18 protein-coding genes are annotated in these 16,072 nt (G+C 64.9%); 13 read left to right on the forward strand and 5 right to left on the reverse strand.

What is annotated here, in order from left to right; genetic code table 11:
• The first annotated feature begins 50 nt into the window (after positions 1-50).
• Positions 51-566 (forward strand): hypothetical protein, encoded by a 516-nt coding sequence (locus CGK74_RS19120; RefSeq protein WP_240498618.1) that lies wholly within the window; start codon positions 51-53, stop codon positions 564-566.
• A gap of 25 nt (positions 567-591) precedes the next feature.
• Here CGK74_RS19120 and CGK74_RS04895 read toward each other — a convergent pair whose 3' ends face one another.
• Positions 592-1,326 carry a 16S rRNA pseudouridine(516) synthase gene (locus CGK74_RS04895; RefSeq protein ID WP_094267342.1) on the reverse strand — a complete coding sequence of 245 codons (735 nt, stop codon included), beginning with the start codon at positions 1,324-1,326 and terminating at the stop codon, positions 592-594.
• Between the two features lie 58 nt (positions 1,327-1,384).
• On the opposite strand from CGK74_RS04895, the gene CGK74_RS04900 reads away from it, so the two are divergent.
• The 6 genes from CGK74_RS04900 (at position 1,385) to hemG (ending at position 5,582) form a co-directional block, all read left to right on the forward strand.
• A complete protein-coding gene (locus tag CGK74_RS04900) occupies positions 1,385-1,858 on the forward strand; it encodes an SRPBCC family protein (protein ID WP_094267454.1) in 474 nt (157 codons plus the stop codon).
• Between the two features lie 70 nt (positions 1,859-1,928).
• Positions 1,929-2,906 carry a recombination-associated protein RdgC gene (locus CGK74_RS04905; protein ID WP_094267343.1) on the forward strand — a complete coding sequence of 326 codons (978 nt, stop codon included), beginning with the start codon at positions 1,929-1,931 and terminating at the stop codon, positions 2,904-2,906.
• A gap of 337 nt (positions 2,907-3,243) precedes the next feature.
• Entirely contained in the window at positions 3,244-3,699 is a 456-nt protein-coding gene (locus CGK74_RS04910) for an NfeD family protein (protein ID WP_094267344.1), read from the forward strand.
• A gap of 25 nt (positions 3,700-3,724) precedes the next feature.
• Positions 3,725-4,588: an SPFH domain-containing protein gene (locus CGK74_RS04915; RefSeq protein ID WP_094267345.1), complete on the forward strand. Its 864-nt coding sequence runs from the start codon at positions 3,725-3,727 to the stop codon at positions 4,586-4,588.
• An 86-nt stretch (positions 4,589-4,674) separates the two neighbouring features.
• Positions 4,675-5,058, forward strand: coding sequence for a hypothetical protein (locus CGK74_RS04920; RefSeq protein WP_094267346.1), 384 nt, complete (start codon positions 4,675-4,677; stop codon positions 5,056-5,058).
• Between the two features lie 2 nt (positions 5,059-5,060).
• Entirely contained in the window at positions 5,061-5,582 is a 522-nt protein-coding gene (gene hemG / locus CGK74_RS04925) for a menaquinone-dependent protoporphyrinogen IX dehydrogenase (RefSeq protein WP_094267347.1), read from the forward strand.
• Between the two features lie 19 nt (positions 5,583-5,601).
• Here the strand turns inward: hemG and CGK74_RS04930 are convergent, their stop codons facing one another.
• Positions 5,602-7,209 carry a peptide chain release factor 3 gene (locus CGK74_RS04930; RefSeq protein WP_094267348.1) on the reverse strand — a complete coding sequence of 536 codons (1,608 nt, stop codon included), beginning with the start codon at positions 7,207-7,209 and terminating at the stop codon, positions 5,602-5,604.
• Positions 7,210-7,457: 248 nt separating this feature from the next.
• Here CGK74_RS04930 and chrA point away from each other — a divergent pair, with 248 nt between their 5' ends.
• Positions 7,458-8,663, forward strand: a complete 1,206-nt coding sequence (gene chrA / locus CGK74_RS04935) for a chromate efflux transporter (protein ID WP_094267349.1) — start codon at positions 7,458-7,460, stop codon at positions 8,661-8,663.
• Between the two features lie 239 nt (positions 8,664-8,902).
• Here chrA and merR read toward each other — a convergent pair whose 3' ends face one another.
• Positions 8,903-9,310, reverse strand: coding sequence for an Hg(II)-responsive transcriptional regulator (gene merR / locus CGK74_RS04940; RefSeq protein ID WP_012480188.1), 408 nt, complete (start codon positions 9,308-9,310; stop codon positions 8,903-8,905).
• Positions 9,311-9,384: 74 nt separating this feature from the next.
• Between merR and merT the strand changes: the two genes are divergently transcribed.
• From merT to merA, 3 genes are read left to right on the forward strand one after another with little or no spacing between them, the layout of a single operon-like run.
• Positions 9,385-9,735: a mercuric ion transporter MerT gene (merT, locus tag CGK74_RS04945; RefSeq protein ID WP_019183730.1), complete on the forward strand. Its 351-nt coding sequence runs from the start codon at positions 9,385-9,387 to the stop codon at positions 9,733-9,735.
• Positions 9,736-9,747: 12 nt separating this feature from the next.
• Positions 9,748-10,026 (forward strand): mercury resistance system periplasmic binding protein MerP, encoded by a 279-nt coding sequence (gene merP / locus CGK74_RS04950; protein WP_012480190.1) that lies wholly within the window; start codon positions 9,748-9,750, stop codon positions 10,024-10,026.
• Between the two features lie 10 nt (positions 10,027-10,036).
• Positions 10,037-11,731, forward strand: a complete 1,695-nt coding sequence (gene merA, locus CGK74_RS04955; protein ID WP_094267350.1) for a mercury(II) reductase — start codon at positions 10,037-10,039, stop codon at positions 11,729-11,731.
• An 82-nt stretch (positions 11,732-11,813) separates the two neighbouring features.
• Here merA and CGK74_RS04960 read toward each other — a convergent pair whose 3' ends face one another.
• Together CGK74_RS04960 and CGK74_RS04965 are read right to left on the reverse strand one after the other, a co-directional pair.
• Positions 11,814-13,154, reverse strand: a complete 1,341-nt coding sequence (locus CGK74_RS04960; RefSeq protein ID WP_019183731.1) for an ISL3-like element ISStma11 family transposase — start codon at positions 13,152-13,154, stop codon at positions 11,814-11,816.
• A 223-nt stretch (positions 13,155-13,377) separates the two neighbouring features.
• Positions 13,378-13,596: a glycine zipper 2TM domain-containing protein gene (locus CGK74_RS04965; RefSeq protein WP_094267351.1), complete on the reverse strand. Its 219-nt coding sequence runs from the start codon at positions 13,594-13,596 to the stop codon at positions 13,378-13,380.
• 305 nt (positions 13,597-13,901) lie between these two features.
• Between CGK74_RS04965 and CGK74_RS04970 the strand changes: the two genes are divergently transcribed.
• The gene (locus tag CGK74_RS04970; RefSeq protein WP_094267352.1) at positions 13,902-15,056 is read left to right on the forward strand and encodes a glycerate kinase; all 1,155 of its coding nucleotides are present in this window, start codon (positions 13,902-13,904) and stop codon (positions 15,054-15,056) included.
• Positions 15,057-15,136: 80 nt separating this feature from the next.
• Entirely contained in the window at positions 15,137-16,072 is a 936-nt protein-coding gene (locus tag CGK74_RS04975; protein ID WP_094267353.1) for an AEC family transporter, read from the forward strand.

The following is a 16,072-nucleotide window of genomic DNA, read 5'->3' on the forward strand; positions in this document are numbered from 1 at the left end:
CAGCTCTCCTGCGTGAGAGTCGCAGGGCTGACCAGACGGGATTCCTTGGCTTGGGTTTCAATCTGCGTGACTACGTCGATCTCAGGATCGGCGTGCGGGGCGGCATCAAGCCCTATGCCCAGGCGCGCTACCTGCGTTCATGGGCGCTGTCCGCTTCGAACCGCGCCGAGTTCCGCGAAACCGTGTTCTGGCGTGTCAGTGACGGCTTCGGCTCGACCACCGCGATCAACCTCGAGCACGCCTACTCGCCGTCGCTGGCACTGAAATGGCAGAACGCGGCGACCATCACCAGGGAAACCGACGGCTTCGCATGGTCAAGCAGCATCGGGATGTTCAAGACCTTCGGCGACACCAAGCTGTTGTCGCTCGAGGCGCTGGCCAGCGGCGAAACGGGTGCGGAGACTGACGTAGGCGAATACGGTGTCCGCCTGAAGTGGCTGCAGCCCGTCTATCGCGACTGGCTGCTGGCGGAGTTCATCGTCGGCCATTTCTGGCCCCGGAGCCACGAGGATCGCGAGCGCGACCGCAGCTGGGCCGTCGGGGCCGGCCTGGAAATGCGTTTCTGAACGCCGGCCCGACCGGCGTGTTGGATCAGGCGTAGTCGGCCAGGGTCTGCAGGTCGGCCGCTTCCAGCCAGCGCCATTCGCCTGGCGCCAGCGCGGGATCCAGCGCCAATCCGCCCACCCGACTGCGGTGCAGGGCTTCGACACGGTTGCCCGCCGCGGCGATCATGCGCTTGACCTGGTGGTACTTACCTTCGCAGATCGTCAGGCGCAGGGTGGTATCGGACGTCAGTTCGCACGCGGCCGCGGCGATGGGCGCCGGCTCATCGTGCAGCTCGACGCCCGTGATCAGTTGTGCGACGAAGTCCTCGCCCACCGCGTGCTTCAGCGTCACCTCATACACCTTCGGCGTGCGCTTCTTGCCCGAGCTCCACTGGTGGATGAACTGGCCGTCGTCCGACAGCAGCAGCAGTCCGGTCGTGTCCTGGTCGAGCCTGCCGACGCACTGCACGTCGCGCAGCAGCATCTGCTGCGGCAGCAGCGTGAAGACCGAGGGATGGAAGGTCGGCTTGTGCGAGCACTCGTAGCCTGTGGGCTTGTGCAGCATCAGGTAGGCCTTGGCGCGATAACGCCAGGTCTCGTCGCCGACGCTGAATTCGAGGCCGGCCGAACCATCGCTGCTGCCGGGGTCGAAATCCGCATAGGGGTCTTCGCAGGAAACGCCGGCAACGCTGACGTGGCCGGCACGGATCAGGGCGCGGCATTCCTTGCGGCTGCCGAAGCCCTGGGCATGGAGAAGTCGTTCGAGTTGCATGGCGCGCATGGTATCCCGGCCCGGCCGGTCGACGGGGTAAACTGTCGCGCCTGCCCAGGAGATGCCCTTGAAATTCGAACACCTGATCGAGGTCAACGATCTCGCCAACCCGCTGCAGGAACCGCTCACGCGGGAAGAACTGTGGTTCGGGCTGCTGTGCCGGGCCGAGGATGCCCGCGCCTTCCTGCCGGGCCTCGAGGCCTGCCGCATCGTCGAGCGCGGCGAGGGCAGCCTCGTGCGCGACCTCGACTTCGGCAGCGTTGTCGTGCGCGACCGCGTCACCTTCAGCCCGCTCGACTGGATCCGCTTCGAATCCGAGGCAAACGCGCAGCATGCAGGGGGCAGCCTGACGATCCGCATCGAGGAGCCGCAGGCCGGCGCGCTGTTCCTGCGTTTCTGCTACCAGACCACGCTGCCGGAGGCCAGCGGAAGCGAAGACGCGCGCTATGCCGATTTCGTGCGTTCCGCCTACCACCAGTCCGACGTCGACACCGTTCGCGTCATCCGCATGATCGCCGCATCCGGCGGTCTGCAGCAGTAATCCCCTCCATTGACCGCGCCCGTTGCCGATGCAGCGGGCGTGCGTTCGTTTACGACAAGGAAGACACCCCATGTGGTTCAAGAACCTGCAGATCTATCGCCTGCCCGCCAAGTGGGACATGAGCGCCGAGCGCCTCGAGGAACAACTGGCGAAGAAGCCCTTCCATCCCTGCGGCAGCCAGGACATGGAGAGCCGCGGCTGGCTGTCGCCGCTGAACAATGACGTACTGGTGCATGCGGTCGGTGACCAGTGGCTGGTGTCGCTCGGCTTCGAGCACCGCCTGCTGCCTTCGGCCGTGGTCAAGCAGGAAGCCGACGAGCGTGCCGAGGAACTCGCCGAGCAGCAGGGCTACAAGCTCGGCCGCAAGCAGATGAAGGAACTGCGCGAACAGATCACGCAGGAACTGCTGCCGCGCGCCTTTACCCGCCGCCGTCGCATGTTCGCCTGGATCGACCCGGTCAATGGCTGGCTCGTCGTCGATGCGGCCAGCCAGAGCAAGGCCGAGGACATGCTCGAACAGTTGCGTCACACCCTCGACAGCTTCCCCTTGACGCTGCTGCGCACCGAGCTGTCGCCGATGTCGGCGATGGCCGACTGGCTGGCCGGCGGCGAGGCCCCGACGGGCTTCACCATCGACCAGGACTGCGAGCTGCGTTCGGTCAGCGAGGACAAGGCGGCCGTGCGCTACGTGCGTCACCCGCTTGAAGGCGACGAGGTGAAGGGCCATCTGGAAGCCGGCAAGTTGCCAACCCGTCTGGCACTGACCTTTGACGACCGCGTCAGCTTCGTGTTGACCGAGAAGCTCGAGATCAAGCGCCTCGACTTCCTCGACGTGGTCCGCGACCAGATCGACGGCGAGAAGGAAGATGCGGAGGCGCTGTTCAATGCCGAATTCGCGCTGATGACTGGCGAACTGGCGCATCTGCTGCCCGCCGTGGTGCAGGCCCTGGGCGGCGAGATCGCCGTTGCAGCGGGTGATCAGAAGCCTCTGGAAGCGGCATCCTCGCAGCCTGAAGCGAAAGCCCTGGCTGACGATCCGCCGTTCTGATGTCTGCCTGAGAGTCACTGTCGAAAGCGCCGGCCCTCGTCCGGCGCTTTTTTCTTCTGGGTGTACACATGTTTTATATATTTAAAGAACAGTAAACATGGTGTACCCCGTGTTTCTGTGGATAAGTCTGTTTTACGCTTTGAAGACAAACATTTGCATTCAGGATAAGCGAGTGCATATCGCCCCCTGAAGGCCGGGATCGTTTGTTGATCAAAAATCCGCTCCTGCCCGGAAGTCAGCTTATCCACAATTTCATCCCTGTCGCGGCCACAGCTTTCCCACCGCGCTCTGCGACACGTCAAATAACTTTGTCGTCGAGCTGCGCTAAAGTCGCGCCATGGACAACATGCTGATCATCGAATGGTGGCACTGGGAGCTCGCCGGTCTGGGGCTGGTGATGCTCGAACTGGCGGTGCCGGCCTTCTTCGTCATCTGGTTCGGCTTTGGCGCGCTGCTGGTCGGGCTTGCGCTGCTGGTCGCGCCGGAATTGTCGCTGACCGCGCAGATTTCGGCCTGGGTCGTCGCCTCGGTGGCGATGGCGGTGCTGTGGTTCCGCGTGTTCAAAAGGTCGCAGCACAAGACCCTCATCGGCACCGCGGCTGGCGAGGTGATCGGCGAGGTGGGCCTGCTGGTCAGTGCGGTCGCCCCGTTCCAGCGCGGCAAGGTACGTTTCCAGCGTCCGGTGCTGGGCGCCGAGGAATGGGCTTGCATGGCGGAAAATCCGATTGCAGCCGGCGAGCGCGTGCGCGTCGTCAGCGTCGAAGGCAGCTTCGTCAAGGTGGCGAAGGCCTGATCAATTCAAACGAAAGGAAGAACTCATGACCGAAGGCCTCGCCATTGCGCTCGCCATTCTGGTGTTTGTCGTCATCACCATCGCCAAGGGCGTGCGCCTCGTGGCGCAAGGCGAGGAATGGGTGGTGGAGCGCCTGGGCAAGTACCACGCCACCTTGCGTCCCGGCCTCAACATCCTGATTCCCTATCTCGACAACGTCGCCTACAAGCTGGTGACCAAGGACATCATCCTCGACGTGCAGGAACAGGAAGTCATCACCCGCGATAATGCGGTGATCCTGACCAATGCCATCGCCTTCGTGAAGGTCACCGACCCCGTCAAGGCGGTGTATGGCGTGACCGATTTCTCCGAGGCGATCCGCAACCTGATCATGACGACATTGCGCTCGATCGTCGGCGAAATGGAACTGGACGAGGCGCTTTCGTCGCGTGACAAGATCAAGGCGCGGTTGCGCGAGAGCATTGCCGACGAGGCGGTGGATTGGGGCCTGACGGTGAAGTCGGTCGAGATCCAGGACATCAAGCCATCGCAATCGATGCAGAAGGCGATGGAACTGCAGGCCGCGGCCGAGCGCGAGCGCAAGGCTGCGGTGACCAAGGCCGAAGGCGCCAAGCAGGCGGCCATCCTCGAAGCCGAGGCCCGGCTGGAGTCCGCCAAGCGCGACGCCAATGCCCAGGTGATGCTGGCCGAGGCCTCGGCCGAATCCATCCGCCGCGTGACGGCCAGCATCGGCGACCAGACCACGCCGATGCTCTACCTGCTGGGCGAGAAGTACATCGCCTCGCTCGAGAAGCTGGGCGAGTCCGGCAGTTCGAAGGTGGTGGTGATGCCGGCCGACCTGCAGGAGACCCTGCGCGGCCTCGTTGGCCGCCTGGGCGCACGCGGCTGAGCGTGGTGGCAGCGGCACATGCAGTGGATGAACAATCGCGGGACCTTCCGCATCAACCGACCGAAAGTACGCAAATGAGGACGAACATGAAGCTCAAGCTCGGGAACACGGGACGCGCCCTGGTGGCGGCGCTGGCACTGTCTGCAACGGCTGGTGGCGCGCTGGCGCAGAACTTCATCACCAGCAAGGCCGAAGTCGAACAGATGCTGAGCGGCGCGACCTTCATCGGCGTGTATCTGCGCACCGAGTCCGCCTACACGCTCAGGTTCGGTACCGATGGCACGCTGACCGACACCACCGGGGCCAAGGCGCGCTGGTGGGTGGACGACCAGGCGCGCTACTGCCGTGAATGGCTGGACGGCAAGCTCAAGGGTAATACCGGCTGCATGAACGTCGAGTTCGAGGACGGCCAGGTGGCCCTGTATTCGGAAGGCAAGAAGGTCGTCGAGGGCGTGCTGACCGGCAAGTAGGCATGCGGCTGCTGATCGCGTACTCGACCATCGACGGCCATACTCGGGAGATCTGCGAACGGATCGCGTCGATCGCCGCGGCCGAAGGGCATGCGGTCGATCTTTGCGATGTCGGGCAGGTCTCCGCGCAGATGCTCGACGCCTGCGATCGTGTCGTGATCGGCGCCAGCATCCGTTATGGTCACCACCGTCCGGCGGTGAAGGACTTCATCGACCGCCACCAGGCCGCGCTGGCGGCGCGCCCCAACGCCTTCTTCTCGGTCAATGCCGTGGGCCGCAAGCCGCACAAGCGCCAGGCCGACACCAACCCCTACGTGCGCAAGTTCCTGCGCCAGATCCGCTGGCAGCCGCAGCAAGTCGAGGTGTTCGGCGGCAAGATCGACTATCCGCGCTACGGCGCGTTCGACCGCAACATGATCCGCCTGATCATGTGGATCACCGGCGGGCCGACCGACCCGCGTTCGGTCACCGACTTCACCGACTGGACGCAGGTCGAGGCTTTCGCGCGGCGCCTCATCGCCTGAGGCGCCGCCGTCGCGAGGATCAGCCCAGCACTTCGCCGTGCTCGCGCGTGGCGTGGAAGGTCACTTTGGGCCACTTCTCGGCCGTCACTTCCAGGTTGTAGCGGCTGGTGGCCAGATACACCGGGTTGCCGTCGATGTCCTTGCCCAGGCGCAGCGCCTGTTCGCGCTCGAAGTTGCGGCGGGTAACGTCGTCCGGGAAGGTCAGCCAGCGCGCGGTGTGGATGTCGGCGGGCTCGAAGATCGCATCGACCTTGTACTCGTCCTTCAGGCGCTGGGCGACGATCTCGAACTGCAGCACACCGACTGCGCCCAGCAGCATCTGACCGCCTTCGAGCTCGAACACCTGGATAGCGCCTTCCTCGCCCAGCTCCTGCAGCCCTTTCTGCAACTGCTTGGACTTGAGCGGGTCGCGCAGGCGGGCCGCACGGAACATTTCGGGCGAGAAGTAGGGGATGCCCTTGAAGCCGAGGTTCTCGCCTTCGGTCAGGGTGTCGCCGATCTGCAGCTGGCCATGGTTGTGGATGCCGACGATGTCGCCGGCGACGCCGTCCTCCATGATCACGCGCTCGTTGGCCATGAAGGTGAGCACGTTGGCGAGCTTCATGTCACGGCCGGCGCGCACGTGCTTCACCTTCATGCCGGCGCTGTAGCGGCCCGAGCAGATGCGGAAGAAGGCGATGCGGTCGCGGTGCTTCGGATCCATGTTGGCCTGGATCTTGAACACGAAGCCGGTGAATGCCGGTTCGGCCGGCTGCACCATGCGCTTGCCGGCATCGCGGGGCTGCGGCGGCGGCGCCCAGTCGATCAGCGACTGCAGGATCTCCTGCACACCGAAGTTGTTGATACCCGAACCGAAGAACACCGGTGTCTGCTGGCCGGCAAGGAAGGCGTCGAGGTCGAAGGGCGGCGAGGCACCGTCGATGAGCTCGACGTCGTCGCGCAACTGGCCGACTTCCATCGGGAAGCGCTTGTCGAGTTCCGGATTGTCCAGACCCTTGATGATCTCGCCGTCGCTGCGGCGTTCCTCGCCCGGGGTGAAGGTCAGCACCTGTTGCTGCAGCAGGTGATACACGCCGCGGAATGCCTTGCCCATGCCTAGCGGCCAGGTCACCGGCGCGCAGGTGATCTTGAGCACGTCCTCGATCTCGGCGAGCAGCTCGAAAGGCTCGCGCACCTCGCGGTCGAGCTTGTTGACGAAGGTGATGATGGGCGTGTTGCGCAGGCGGCAGACGTTGAGCAGCTTGATCGTCTGCGCTTCCACGCCCTTGGCGGCATCGATCACCATCACCGCGGCGTCGACCGCGGTCAGCACGCGGTAGGTGTCCTCGGAGAAGTCCTCGTGGCCCGGGGTGTCGAGCAGGTTGATGGTGTGGCCCTGATACTCGAACTGCATCACCGAGCTGGTCACCGAGATGCCGCGCTGCTTCTCCACCTCCATCCAGTCCGAGGTGGCGTGGCGGGCGGACTTGCGCGCCTTCACCGTGCCGGCGAGCTGGATGGCGCCGCCGAACAGCAGCAACTTTTCGGTCAGCGTGGTCTTGCCCGCGTCGGGGTGGGAAATGATGGCGAAGGTGCGGCGCTTCTCGACATCGCGCAGCAGTTCGGGCGGGAAGGGGGTGGTCGTCATCAGGACTCGTCGGCAAAAAGAAAAACCGCCTGCGCAGGGGTGGGCAAGGCGGGACAAGCGCAATTCTATCAAGGAATTAGCGGACTGCCTTGCGGGGTTCGCAGCCCGGTCGGGGATGTGCGTCGAATGCCTGCCGATGCGCCACCAGGGGCATTCTTGCGCGGCGACCGTAGCCACTGGGCACGATCGTGCGTCATGGGGAATGCCCGATAATGCAGCTCGATGACGCCGCAGCGAGACATTCACTCATGACCGAATCCTTTCGCGACGACCGCAACGCCTGGTCCGTCTTCCTGGCCTTCCTGCGTCTCGGCCTCACTTCCTTCGGCGGCCCGGTGGCGCATATCGGCTACTTTCGCGAGGAGTTCGTCGCACGCCGGCGCTGGCTCAGCGAGCGCAGCTACGCGGACCTGGTGGCGCTGTGCCAGTTCCTGCCCGGGCCGGCGAGCAGCCAGATCGGGCTCGCGCTCGGCCTGTCGCGCGCCGGCTATGCGGGGGCGCTGGCGGCCTGGGCGGGCTTCACCCTGCCTTCGGCCCTCGCGATGATCCTGTTCGCGTTCGGTGTCGCGGCGCAGGACACCCTGCTGTCGCCGGCCGTGCTGCACGGGCTCAAGGTCGTTGCCGTGGCCGTCGTCGCGCAGGCGGTGTGGGGCATGGCGCGCACGCTGTGCCCCGATGCGTCCCGTGTCAGCATCATGGCGGCAGCGGGCTGCATCGTGCTGGCGAGTCCGTCGGCTTGGACACAGGTGGGCGTGATCGTCCTCGCGGCGCTCGTCGGCCTTGCCTGGTTTCGTCCGGCGGCGAGCGACGGGCACGAGCCGCTGCCGATCCGCGTCGGGCGCCCGGCGGCAATCGCGTCGCTGGCCCTGTTCTTCGGCCTCCTGTTCGGTTTGCCATTGCTGGCGGACTGGTGGGACTCGAGCGCACTCGCGCGCATGGACGTCTTCTATCGCTCGGGTTCGCTGGTGTTCGGTGGCGGCCACGTGATGCTGCCGCTGCTGCAGGCCGAGGTCGTGCCCAATGGCTGGGTAGACAACGAGACCTTCCTCGCCGGTTATGGAGCGGCACAGGCCGTACCCGGTCCGCTGTTCACCTTCGCTGCCTTTCTTGGCGCGTCGATGACGGGTGTGCCGACCGGCTGGATCGGCGGCCTGCTGTGTCTGGCGGCCATCTTCGTGCCGGCCTTCCTGCTCGTGGTCGGCGTGCTGCCGTTCTGGGAAGGCCTGCGTCGCCGTGCGCGCATGCAGGCCGCGCTGATGGGGATCAACGCCGCGGTGGTCGGTCTGCTGCTCGCAGCGCTCTACCAGCCGGTATGGACGAGCGCGATCCTGGGTCCGGCAGACTTCGCGCTGGCGCTGCTTGCGCTGGTGGCGCTGATGTTCTGGAAGTTGCCGCCGTGGCTGGTCGTCGTTGCCACTGCGCTGCTCAGCGGGGTGCTGGGCGCGGTGAGCTGAGGCGGAATAGAAAGGGTATCCGGATTTTAGTGTGGGAAGACCGCACTAGCCCTTCTTGTCTGACAGCTCTCGTTCGGTAGGTTTCTGGTATCGCAAGGCTTACGCGCTTTTAGCCTTCAGTGTGGGCTTTGTCTGGCGCATGTCGGTGCAAGGAAACAATCAGTGGCAGGTCACCTTGCCCCCGGCTCGAACTGGGGTTTGAGGCGCAGTGGAACGGAAAACCGGGTTAAGCCACGCGCCTAGCTCCCGTGTAGAGAATCGATCAGCGGGCACGACACAGTGCCTCGCTGCGCATGGCACTCGTTGACCAACCGTGACAGCACCGCTTCGATTCGCGTCAGGTCCGCCATCTTGGTGCGCACGTCGGTGAGCTGGAGCGCAGCCAGCTCGGCGGCTTCGCTGCAGTGAGTGCCGTCCTCAAGCTGTAGGAGTTGGCCGACTTCGTCCAGGTTGAACCCCAGCCGCTGGGCGGATTTCACGAAACGCACCCGCGCCACGTCCGCCGATCCGTAGCGGCGAATACTGCCGACGGGCCGACCTGGTTCTGGCAATAACCCCTTGCGCTGATAGAACCGGATGGTCTCCACGTTGACCCCAGCGGCCTTGGCGAAAGCCCCGATGGTCAGTGTTTGCGGATCGTTCACCATCGCGCTTGACTCCGTACTTGACTACGGAAGTAACCTTAGCGCATCACGCAACGTCTCGGAAGGAGATCCCTCACATGGCAGACCCCAGCAACGGCCGCGGTGCACTGGCCGCCGGTGGCCTCGCCGCCATCCTCGCCTCGACCTGCTGCCTCGGTCCGCTGGTGCTGATCACGCTGGGTTTCTCCGGCGCCTGGATCGGCAACTTGACCGCGCTGGAACCGTACCGGCCGATCTTCATTGGCGTGGCGCTCGTGGCGCTGTTCTTCGCGTGGCGTCGCATCTTCCGGCCGGCTCGCGCCTGCGCGCCGGACGACGCATGCGCCGTGCCCCAGGTGCGGACGGCCTACAAGGTGATCTTCTGGATCGTCACCGCCCTGGTGCTGATCGCGCTCGTGTTCCCCTACCTCATGCCCCTGTTCTACTGAAAGGAGATTGCCATGAAGAAACTCGTCGCATTGCTCGCTCTGACCGTTGCCCTCAGCGCTCCCGCCTGGGCCGCCACCAAAACCGTCACGCTGTCGGTGCCGAGCATGACCTGCGCCACCTGTCCGATCACGGTCAAGAAGGCGCTGACCAAGGTCGAAGGCGTCATCGAGGCCAAGGTGACCTGGGAGCCCAAGGAGGCGGTGGTAACCTACGACGATGCCAAGACCACTCCGGCCGCGTTGACCAAAGCCACCGAGAACGCCGGCTACCCGTCTACCGTCAAGAAGTGAGCACACGCTCATGACCGAGGCGATCACGCTGCACATCGATGGCATGACCTGCGGGTCGTGCGCCGAGCACGTCAAGCAGACCTTGGAAAAGGTGCCCGGCGTGCGTTCGGCCTCAGTGTCCTACCCACAGCGCCGGGCCGAGATTGAGGCCAGCGTAGGTACCGCCGCGGACGTGACCTCGCTGGTCGCGGCGGTATCCGCACTCGGTTACCGAGCGCAGCTTGCCGATGCGCCGGGGCAACCCAGCGACCTGCTGAACAATGCACAAGAGCGGCTGGGCGGCGAACCAAAGCGCGAGGACGATGAGGCTGCACTGCACGTGGCCGTGATCGGCAGCGGCGGCGCGGCGATGGCGGCGGCGTTGAAGGCCGTCGAGCAAGGGGCGCGTGTGACGCTGATCGAGCGCAGCACTCTCGGCGGCACCTGCGTCAACGTCGGATGTGTGCCGTCCAAGATCATGATCCGCGCTGCCCACATTGCGCATCTGCGTCGCGAGAGTCCGTTCGATGACGGCATTGCCGCCGCCTCGCCGAAGATTCTGCGTAAGCGCTTGCTGGCTCAGCAGCAGGGGCGCGTCGATGAACTGCGCCACGCCAAGTACGAAGGCATCCTGACGAGCACCCCGACCATCACCGTGCTGCGCGGCGATGCCCGATTCAAGGATGCGCACACGCTGACCGTGGCAACCGCTGACGACGGGATGCGCGAGGTGAGTTTCGACCGCTGCCTCATCGCCGCCGGGGCCAGTCCGGCGATTCCACCGATCCCGGGCTTGAAAGACACGCCCTTCTGGACGTCGACCGAAGCGCTGGCCAGCGACACGATCCCCGATCGGCTGGCCGTGATCGGCTCGTCGGTGGTGGCCGTCGAACTCGCGCAGGCCTTTGCCCGGCTGGGCAGCAAGGTGACCATGCTGGCGCGCAGCACACTGTTCTTTCGCGAAGACCCCGCCATTGGCGAGGCCATCACGGCCGTGTTCCGCGCCGAAGGCATCGAAGTGCTGGACCACACCCAGGCCAGCCAGGTCGCCTATGAGGATGGGGAATTCGTGCTCACCACCGAACGCGGCGAACTGCATGCCGACCGGCTGTTGTTCGCCACCGGCCGCACCCCAAACACCCGCACGCTCAACCTCGACGCGGCCGGTGTGGTGGTCAATGCGCAAGGCGCCATCACCATCGACCACGCGATGCGCACTACCGTGCCGCACATCTATGCCGCCGGCGACTGCACTGACCAGCCGCAGTTCGTCTACGTCGCGGCGGCGGCCGGCACCCGCGCTGCAATCAACATGACGGGTGGCAACGCGACGCTGGATCTGACGGCGATGCCGGCGGTGGTGTTCACCGACCCGCAGGTCGCCACCGTGGGCTACAGCGAAGCCGAAGCGCACCACGACGGTATCGAGACCGACAGCCGCACGCTGACGCTCGACAACGTGCCCCGGGCGCTGGTCAACTTCGACACGCGCGGTTTCATCAAGCTGGTTTCGGAGGCCGGTTCGGGACGACTGATCGGCGTGCAAGCGGTAGCCCCGGAAGCAGGCGAGCTGATCCAAACCGCAGTACTGGCGATTCGCAACCGCATGACGGTGCGAGAGTTGGCCGACCAGTTATTCCCCTACCTGACGATGGTCGAGGGGCTGAAACTCGCGGCACAAACCTTCACCAAGGACGTAAAGCAACTGTCCTGTTGCGCGGGGTAGTGGCTGGGCCTCTTACCTATGCTTCATCGGCTGAATCACAAATTCAGGCTGAAGCGCCGCCTCTTGCACAATGGGCTGAGGACTATTCGAAATACCCCTCTTCGAGTAGCCGCGCCAGCGTCGGGAGATAGGGGCCGTACTCGACCACGCGCGTGATCTTCTTCTTGCGCGTTGCCGCCGTGGTCATCCGCTGGAACACGAAGTCCGTGGTCATTGGGTCGTCGTCATCGACCAACACGGTTTCGATAACCGAGCCATCCTTGCGCGCCTTCTTGTCGTAGAGCATGCGCGCCCGAAGCACCTCGAAGCTGTAACCCCTGCCCATGCGGTTCATGTCTTTGGCCACTCGGTTGACTGACTCAGTATAGGCATTGGTAATCGGCTGCTCGAAGTAGGCGAAGATTTCGTCGTGCCAGTTGTGCACGGCGGTGGTCAGGTCCTTGAACGTGGCCGCCAATTCGGTCGGAATATTGGCCTGCCACTTCGCGCAGGCGGCTTCTGCTGCTGGGCGGGTCTTCTGATCCCAGATCGACAGAAATCCTTCCTTGAGCGCGTGGGCTTCGCTTAGGAGCGGGAACTGTTGGAACCATTCCCGCATCCGGTCCATATCTCTCCCTGTCAGGTCGTGCTGCCGCTTGAGCAGCAGGAACCGCTCGTCCTTGAGTTTGAGGCGCTGCCGGGTGGACAAATCCTTGCGAATGCGCTTGCGCAGCTTCTCCAGCGCGTCGTTCGCCATGCGCTGGATATGGAATCGATCGACCACGATCCGGGCCTGTGGCAGCGTGGCGCGCACCACCTGCCGATAAACGTGGTACATGTCCATCGCCACCCACTCGACCGAGTCCTTGTCCCGCAGGTCGCGGAAATAGGGCATCAACTCGGCTTTGGCCCGGCTGGGGCGGATATCGAACACGGTCTTGCGCTCGACGTTGGTGATCATGGCCCGGTACTGGCCGATGATCTTGAGCTCGTCGATACCCAGCACCCGCGGCGTCCGGAACTGGGTCTTGGCCTCGACCTCCTCGATGAAATCGTCGAAGACGTGGCGGACCGTCTTTTCGTCCACGGCTACTTCCCGGGCAAGGGCCGCAAAGGTCTTGGAGAAGGACTGGTCGCGGATATAACGCACCAGACGCGCCGTGGCTTGGCGTTTTCCATCAAGGTCCGCCACAGGCTCAAACAAGGTCTTGGTGCAGCTTGTACAGCGATAGCGACGGCGCTGGATGAAGATCACGACGGGTTTGCCGTGCGTCGGTGTGTCCTGAAACGACTGTTCCTGTGAGCCGTGACCATGCAGGCGTCCGGTCTTGCACAGCGGGCAGGTCACCCACTGATTGACGCCTTCGGCCTTGACGACGTAACTGTCCTCGCTGGTCAGGATTTCAAGCGTCTTCAGGCTTCGCAGCTGGAGAAAGTCCGTCACTCAGCACCTTGGGCGAACCCACACTGAAATCCGACTTTTACTCTAGCACATCCGCTCAGCCGTCCAACACCAAAATCCATTCTTTGAAAGTGATAGCTACAAAGACCCAAGGAGCCAGAACCCACACCAGATTCCGGATACCCAATAGAAAACGGGGCATGTCGGCCGCGTGCGGCGTCGATGCCCCGAATGAGGAGAGCGGGGGGAGGAAAGCTGCTGCTGCTTACTTGTTCTTGCCGACCTGGTCGCCGATGACGCCACCGATGGCTGCACCGCCGACCGTGCCCAGCACACCACCGTTGGAGATGACCGCACCGGCCACGCCGCCGACGGCAGCACCGGTGGCTGCGCTCTTCTCGCGCGACGACATGTTGTCCCAGGTGGCACAGCCGCTTGCGGCCACGGTGATCAGGAGGGCGGGAATCAGGGTCTGGATCTTCATGCTGTTCTCCTTATGCCTTATCAAGGGCGGGAACTGTTGTGTTCCACGGGCTGGCATGGATATGAACACGGCTTGGCGCCAGCGATCCCGAAGGAGCGTGACGAGTTGTTTCACAGTGCTCTATCGGGAACCATGTGCTGGTCGCGGCAGCCCACCGCGCGCGGCCAAGGTGTTCACGCAGGCTCGCCGCTTGCAGGTTGCTGCAAGGCAATTACATTTCGACGCATGTTGAAGCCTCAATCGGGTCAAGGGTCAGCGGATTGGCCCTGTCCCTCGTCCTGTTGTCCTGTCCGGAGCTCGTTGCAATGAAGATCGTGATCGCCCCCGATTCATACAAGGAAAGCCTGTCGGCGCTGGAGGTCGCGCAAGCGGTCGAGGCGGGCTTCCGTGTGGTGTTTCCGGAGGCCCACTACGTGCTGGTGCCGGTGGCCGATGGCGGTGAGGGCACGGTCGAGGCCATGATTGCCGCCACCCGCGGGCGCAGGCTGGAGGTTGCGGTGACCGGTCCGCTGGGCGAGCCGGTTCAGGCCTTCTACGGCCTAACCGGCGATGGCGAAACGGCGGTGATCGAGATGGCCGCGGCCAGCGGCCTGGCGCTGGTACCGCCGGTCCGGCGCAATCCGCTCGTCACCACCTCGCGTGGCACTGGCGAGCTGATCCGCAGCGCGCTCGACGCCGGCGCGCGCCGCTTCATCCTCGGCATCGGCGGTAGCGCAACCAACGACGGCGGCGCCGGCATGGTGCAGGCGCTCGGCGCCCGCCTGCTGGATGCTGACGTGCAGGAACTGCCTCCGGGGGGTGGTGCGCTGGCGGCGCTGGCGCGTATCGACCTGTCCGCGCTTGACCCGCGCCTGGCCGAGTGCCGCATCGAGGTGGCCTGCGATGTGGATAACCCGCTCACCGGCCCGCGCGGCGCTTCGGCAGTGTTCGGTCCGCAGAAAGGGGCGACGCCGGACATGGTGCAGACGCTCGACGCCAATCTGGCGCATCTCGCCCTCATCATTCAGCGCGATCTGGGCGTTGCCGTCGAGCAGGTGCCCGGCGCCGGTGCGGCGGGCGGCATGGGTGCGGCGATGCTCGCCTTCTTCGGCGCCACGCTGAAGCCCGGCATCGAGATCGTCACTGCCGCGGTTGGGCTCGACGCCCATGTCCGCGATGCCGACCTCGTCATCACCGGCGAAGGCCGCATCGATTTCCAGACCATCCAAGGCAAGACGCCGGTCGGTGTCGCTCGCGTGGCCAAGCGCCACGGCAAGCCGGTGATCGGCATTGCCGGTTCGCTCGGTGCCGAGGTCGGCGTGGTGCACGAACACGGCATCGATGCGGTGTTCAGCGTGCTGAGCACGCCGTGTACGCTGGACGACGCCCTGCGGGACGCCGCGCTCAATCTCGAGCTCACCGCGCGCAATGTCGCCGCGAGCCTGCGTATCGGTGCCTTGTCAGGCCTGACACGCCAGTGAGACCGCGTAATGCGCATTACTACCACTACCAGTCGTCGGCCCCCGATGGGATGATCGGCCCTCGAAACTGAAGGGCATTCGTGGACATCATTTTCGGCATCATCCTGCCGGTCTTCGGCACGCTCGGCCTCGGCTACGCCGCGGCGCGCTTCGGCGTGTTCGACGAGGCGGCCAACCGCGGCCTGTCGCTGTTCGTGTTCAACTTCGCGCTGCCGCTGATGCTGTTCCGCGCCATCGCGCAGGCCGAACTGCCCGATGCGATGCCGTGGGGCTACCTGCTGTCGTACTACATCGGCGCGTTCGCCGTCTTCGGTCTCGCGATGGTGGCGGGGCGGATGCTGTTTGCGCGCCGCACTGACGAGCAGGCGGTGCTTGGCATCGGTGCGGGCTTCTCCAATACCGGCATGCTCGGCATTCCGCTGGTGATGACCGCCTACGGCCCGTCCGCGGCCCTGCCGCTGTTCGTCATGATCGCGTGCCACAGCCTGTTGATGCTGCCGCCCACCACGGCGCTGATCGAGGCTGCGCGCGGCGGCACGCAATCGACCGCGGCGACCCTGCTGAACCTGGCAAAAGGCGTGCTCGGCACGCCGATCATCTGGGGCCTGTCCTGCGGGCTGGCTTTCGCGCTGACCGGTGTCGCCCTGCCCGGCCCGCTCGACGCCGTGGCCAAGGGCCTGGGCAGCGCGGCCACGCCCTGCGCGCTGTTCGCGCTCGGGGCTTCGCTGACGCGCTACAGCCTGGGCGGCAACCTGCGCGAGCCGGCGGTGCTGGTGGCGCTGAAGACGCTCGTGCATCCGCTGCTGGTGTGGCTGCTCGCGACCCAGGTGTTCGACGTGCCGGCGCTGTGGGTGATGACCGGCGTGCTGCTCGCCGCGCTGCCGGCGGGGATCACGCCCTACCTGTTCGCCCAGCGCTACAACATCTGCCAGTCCACCGTCGCCTCGGCTTTGTTCCTGTCGACCGTGCTGTCGGTGTTCACGCTGTCAGGGCTGCTGTTCCTGTTGCGACCCTGA

The sequence above is a fragment of the Thauera propionica genome (assembly GCF_002245655.1).
GTDB lineage: Bacteria > Pseudomonadota > Gammaproteobacteria > Burkholderiales > Rhodocyclaceae > Thauera > Thauera propionica.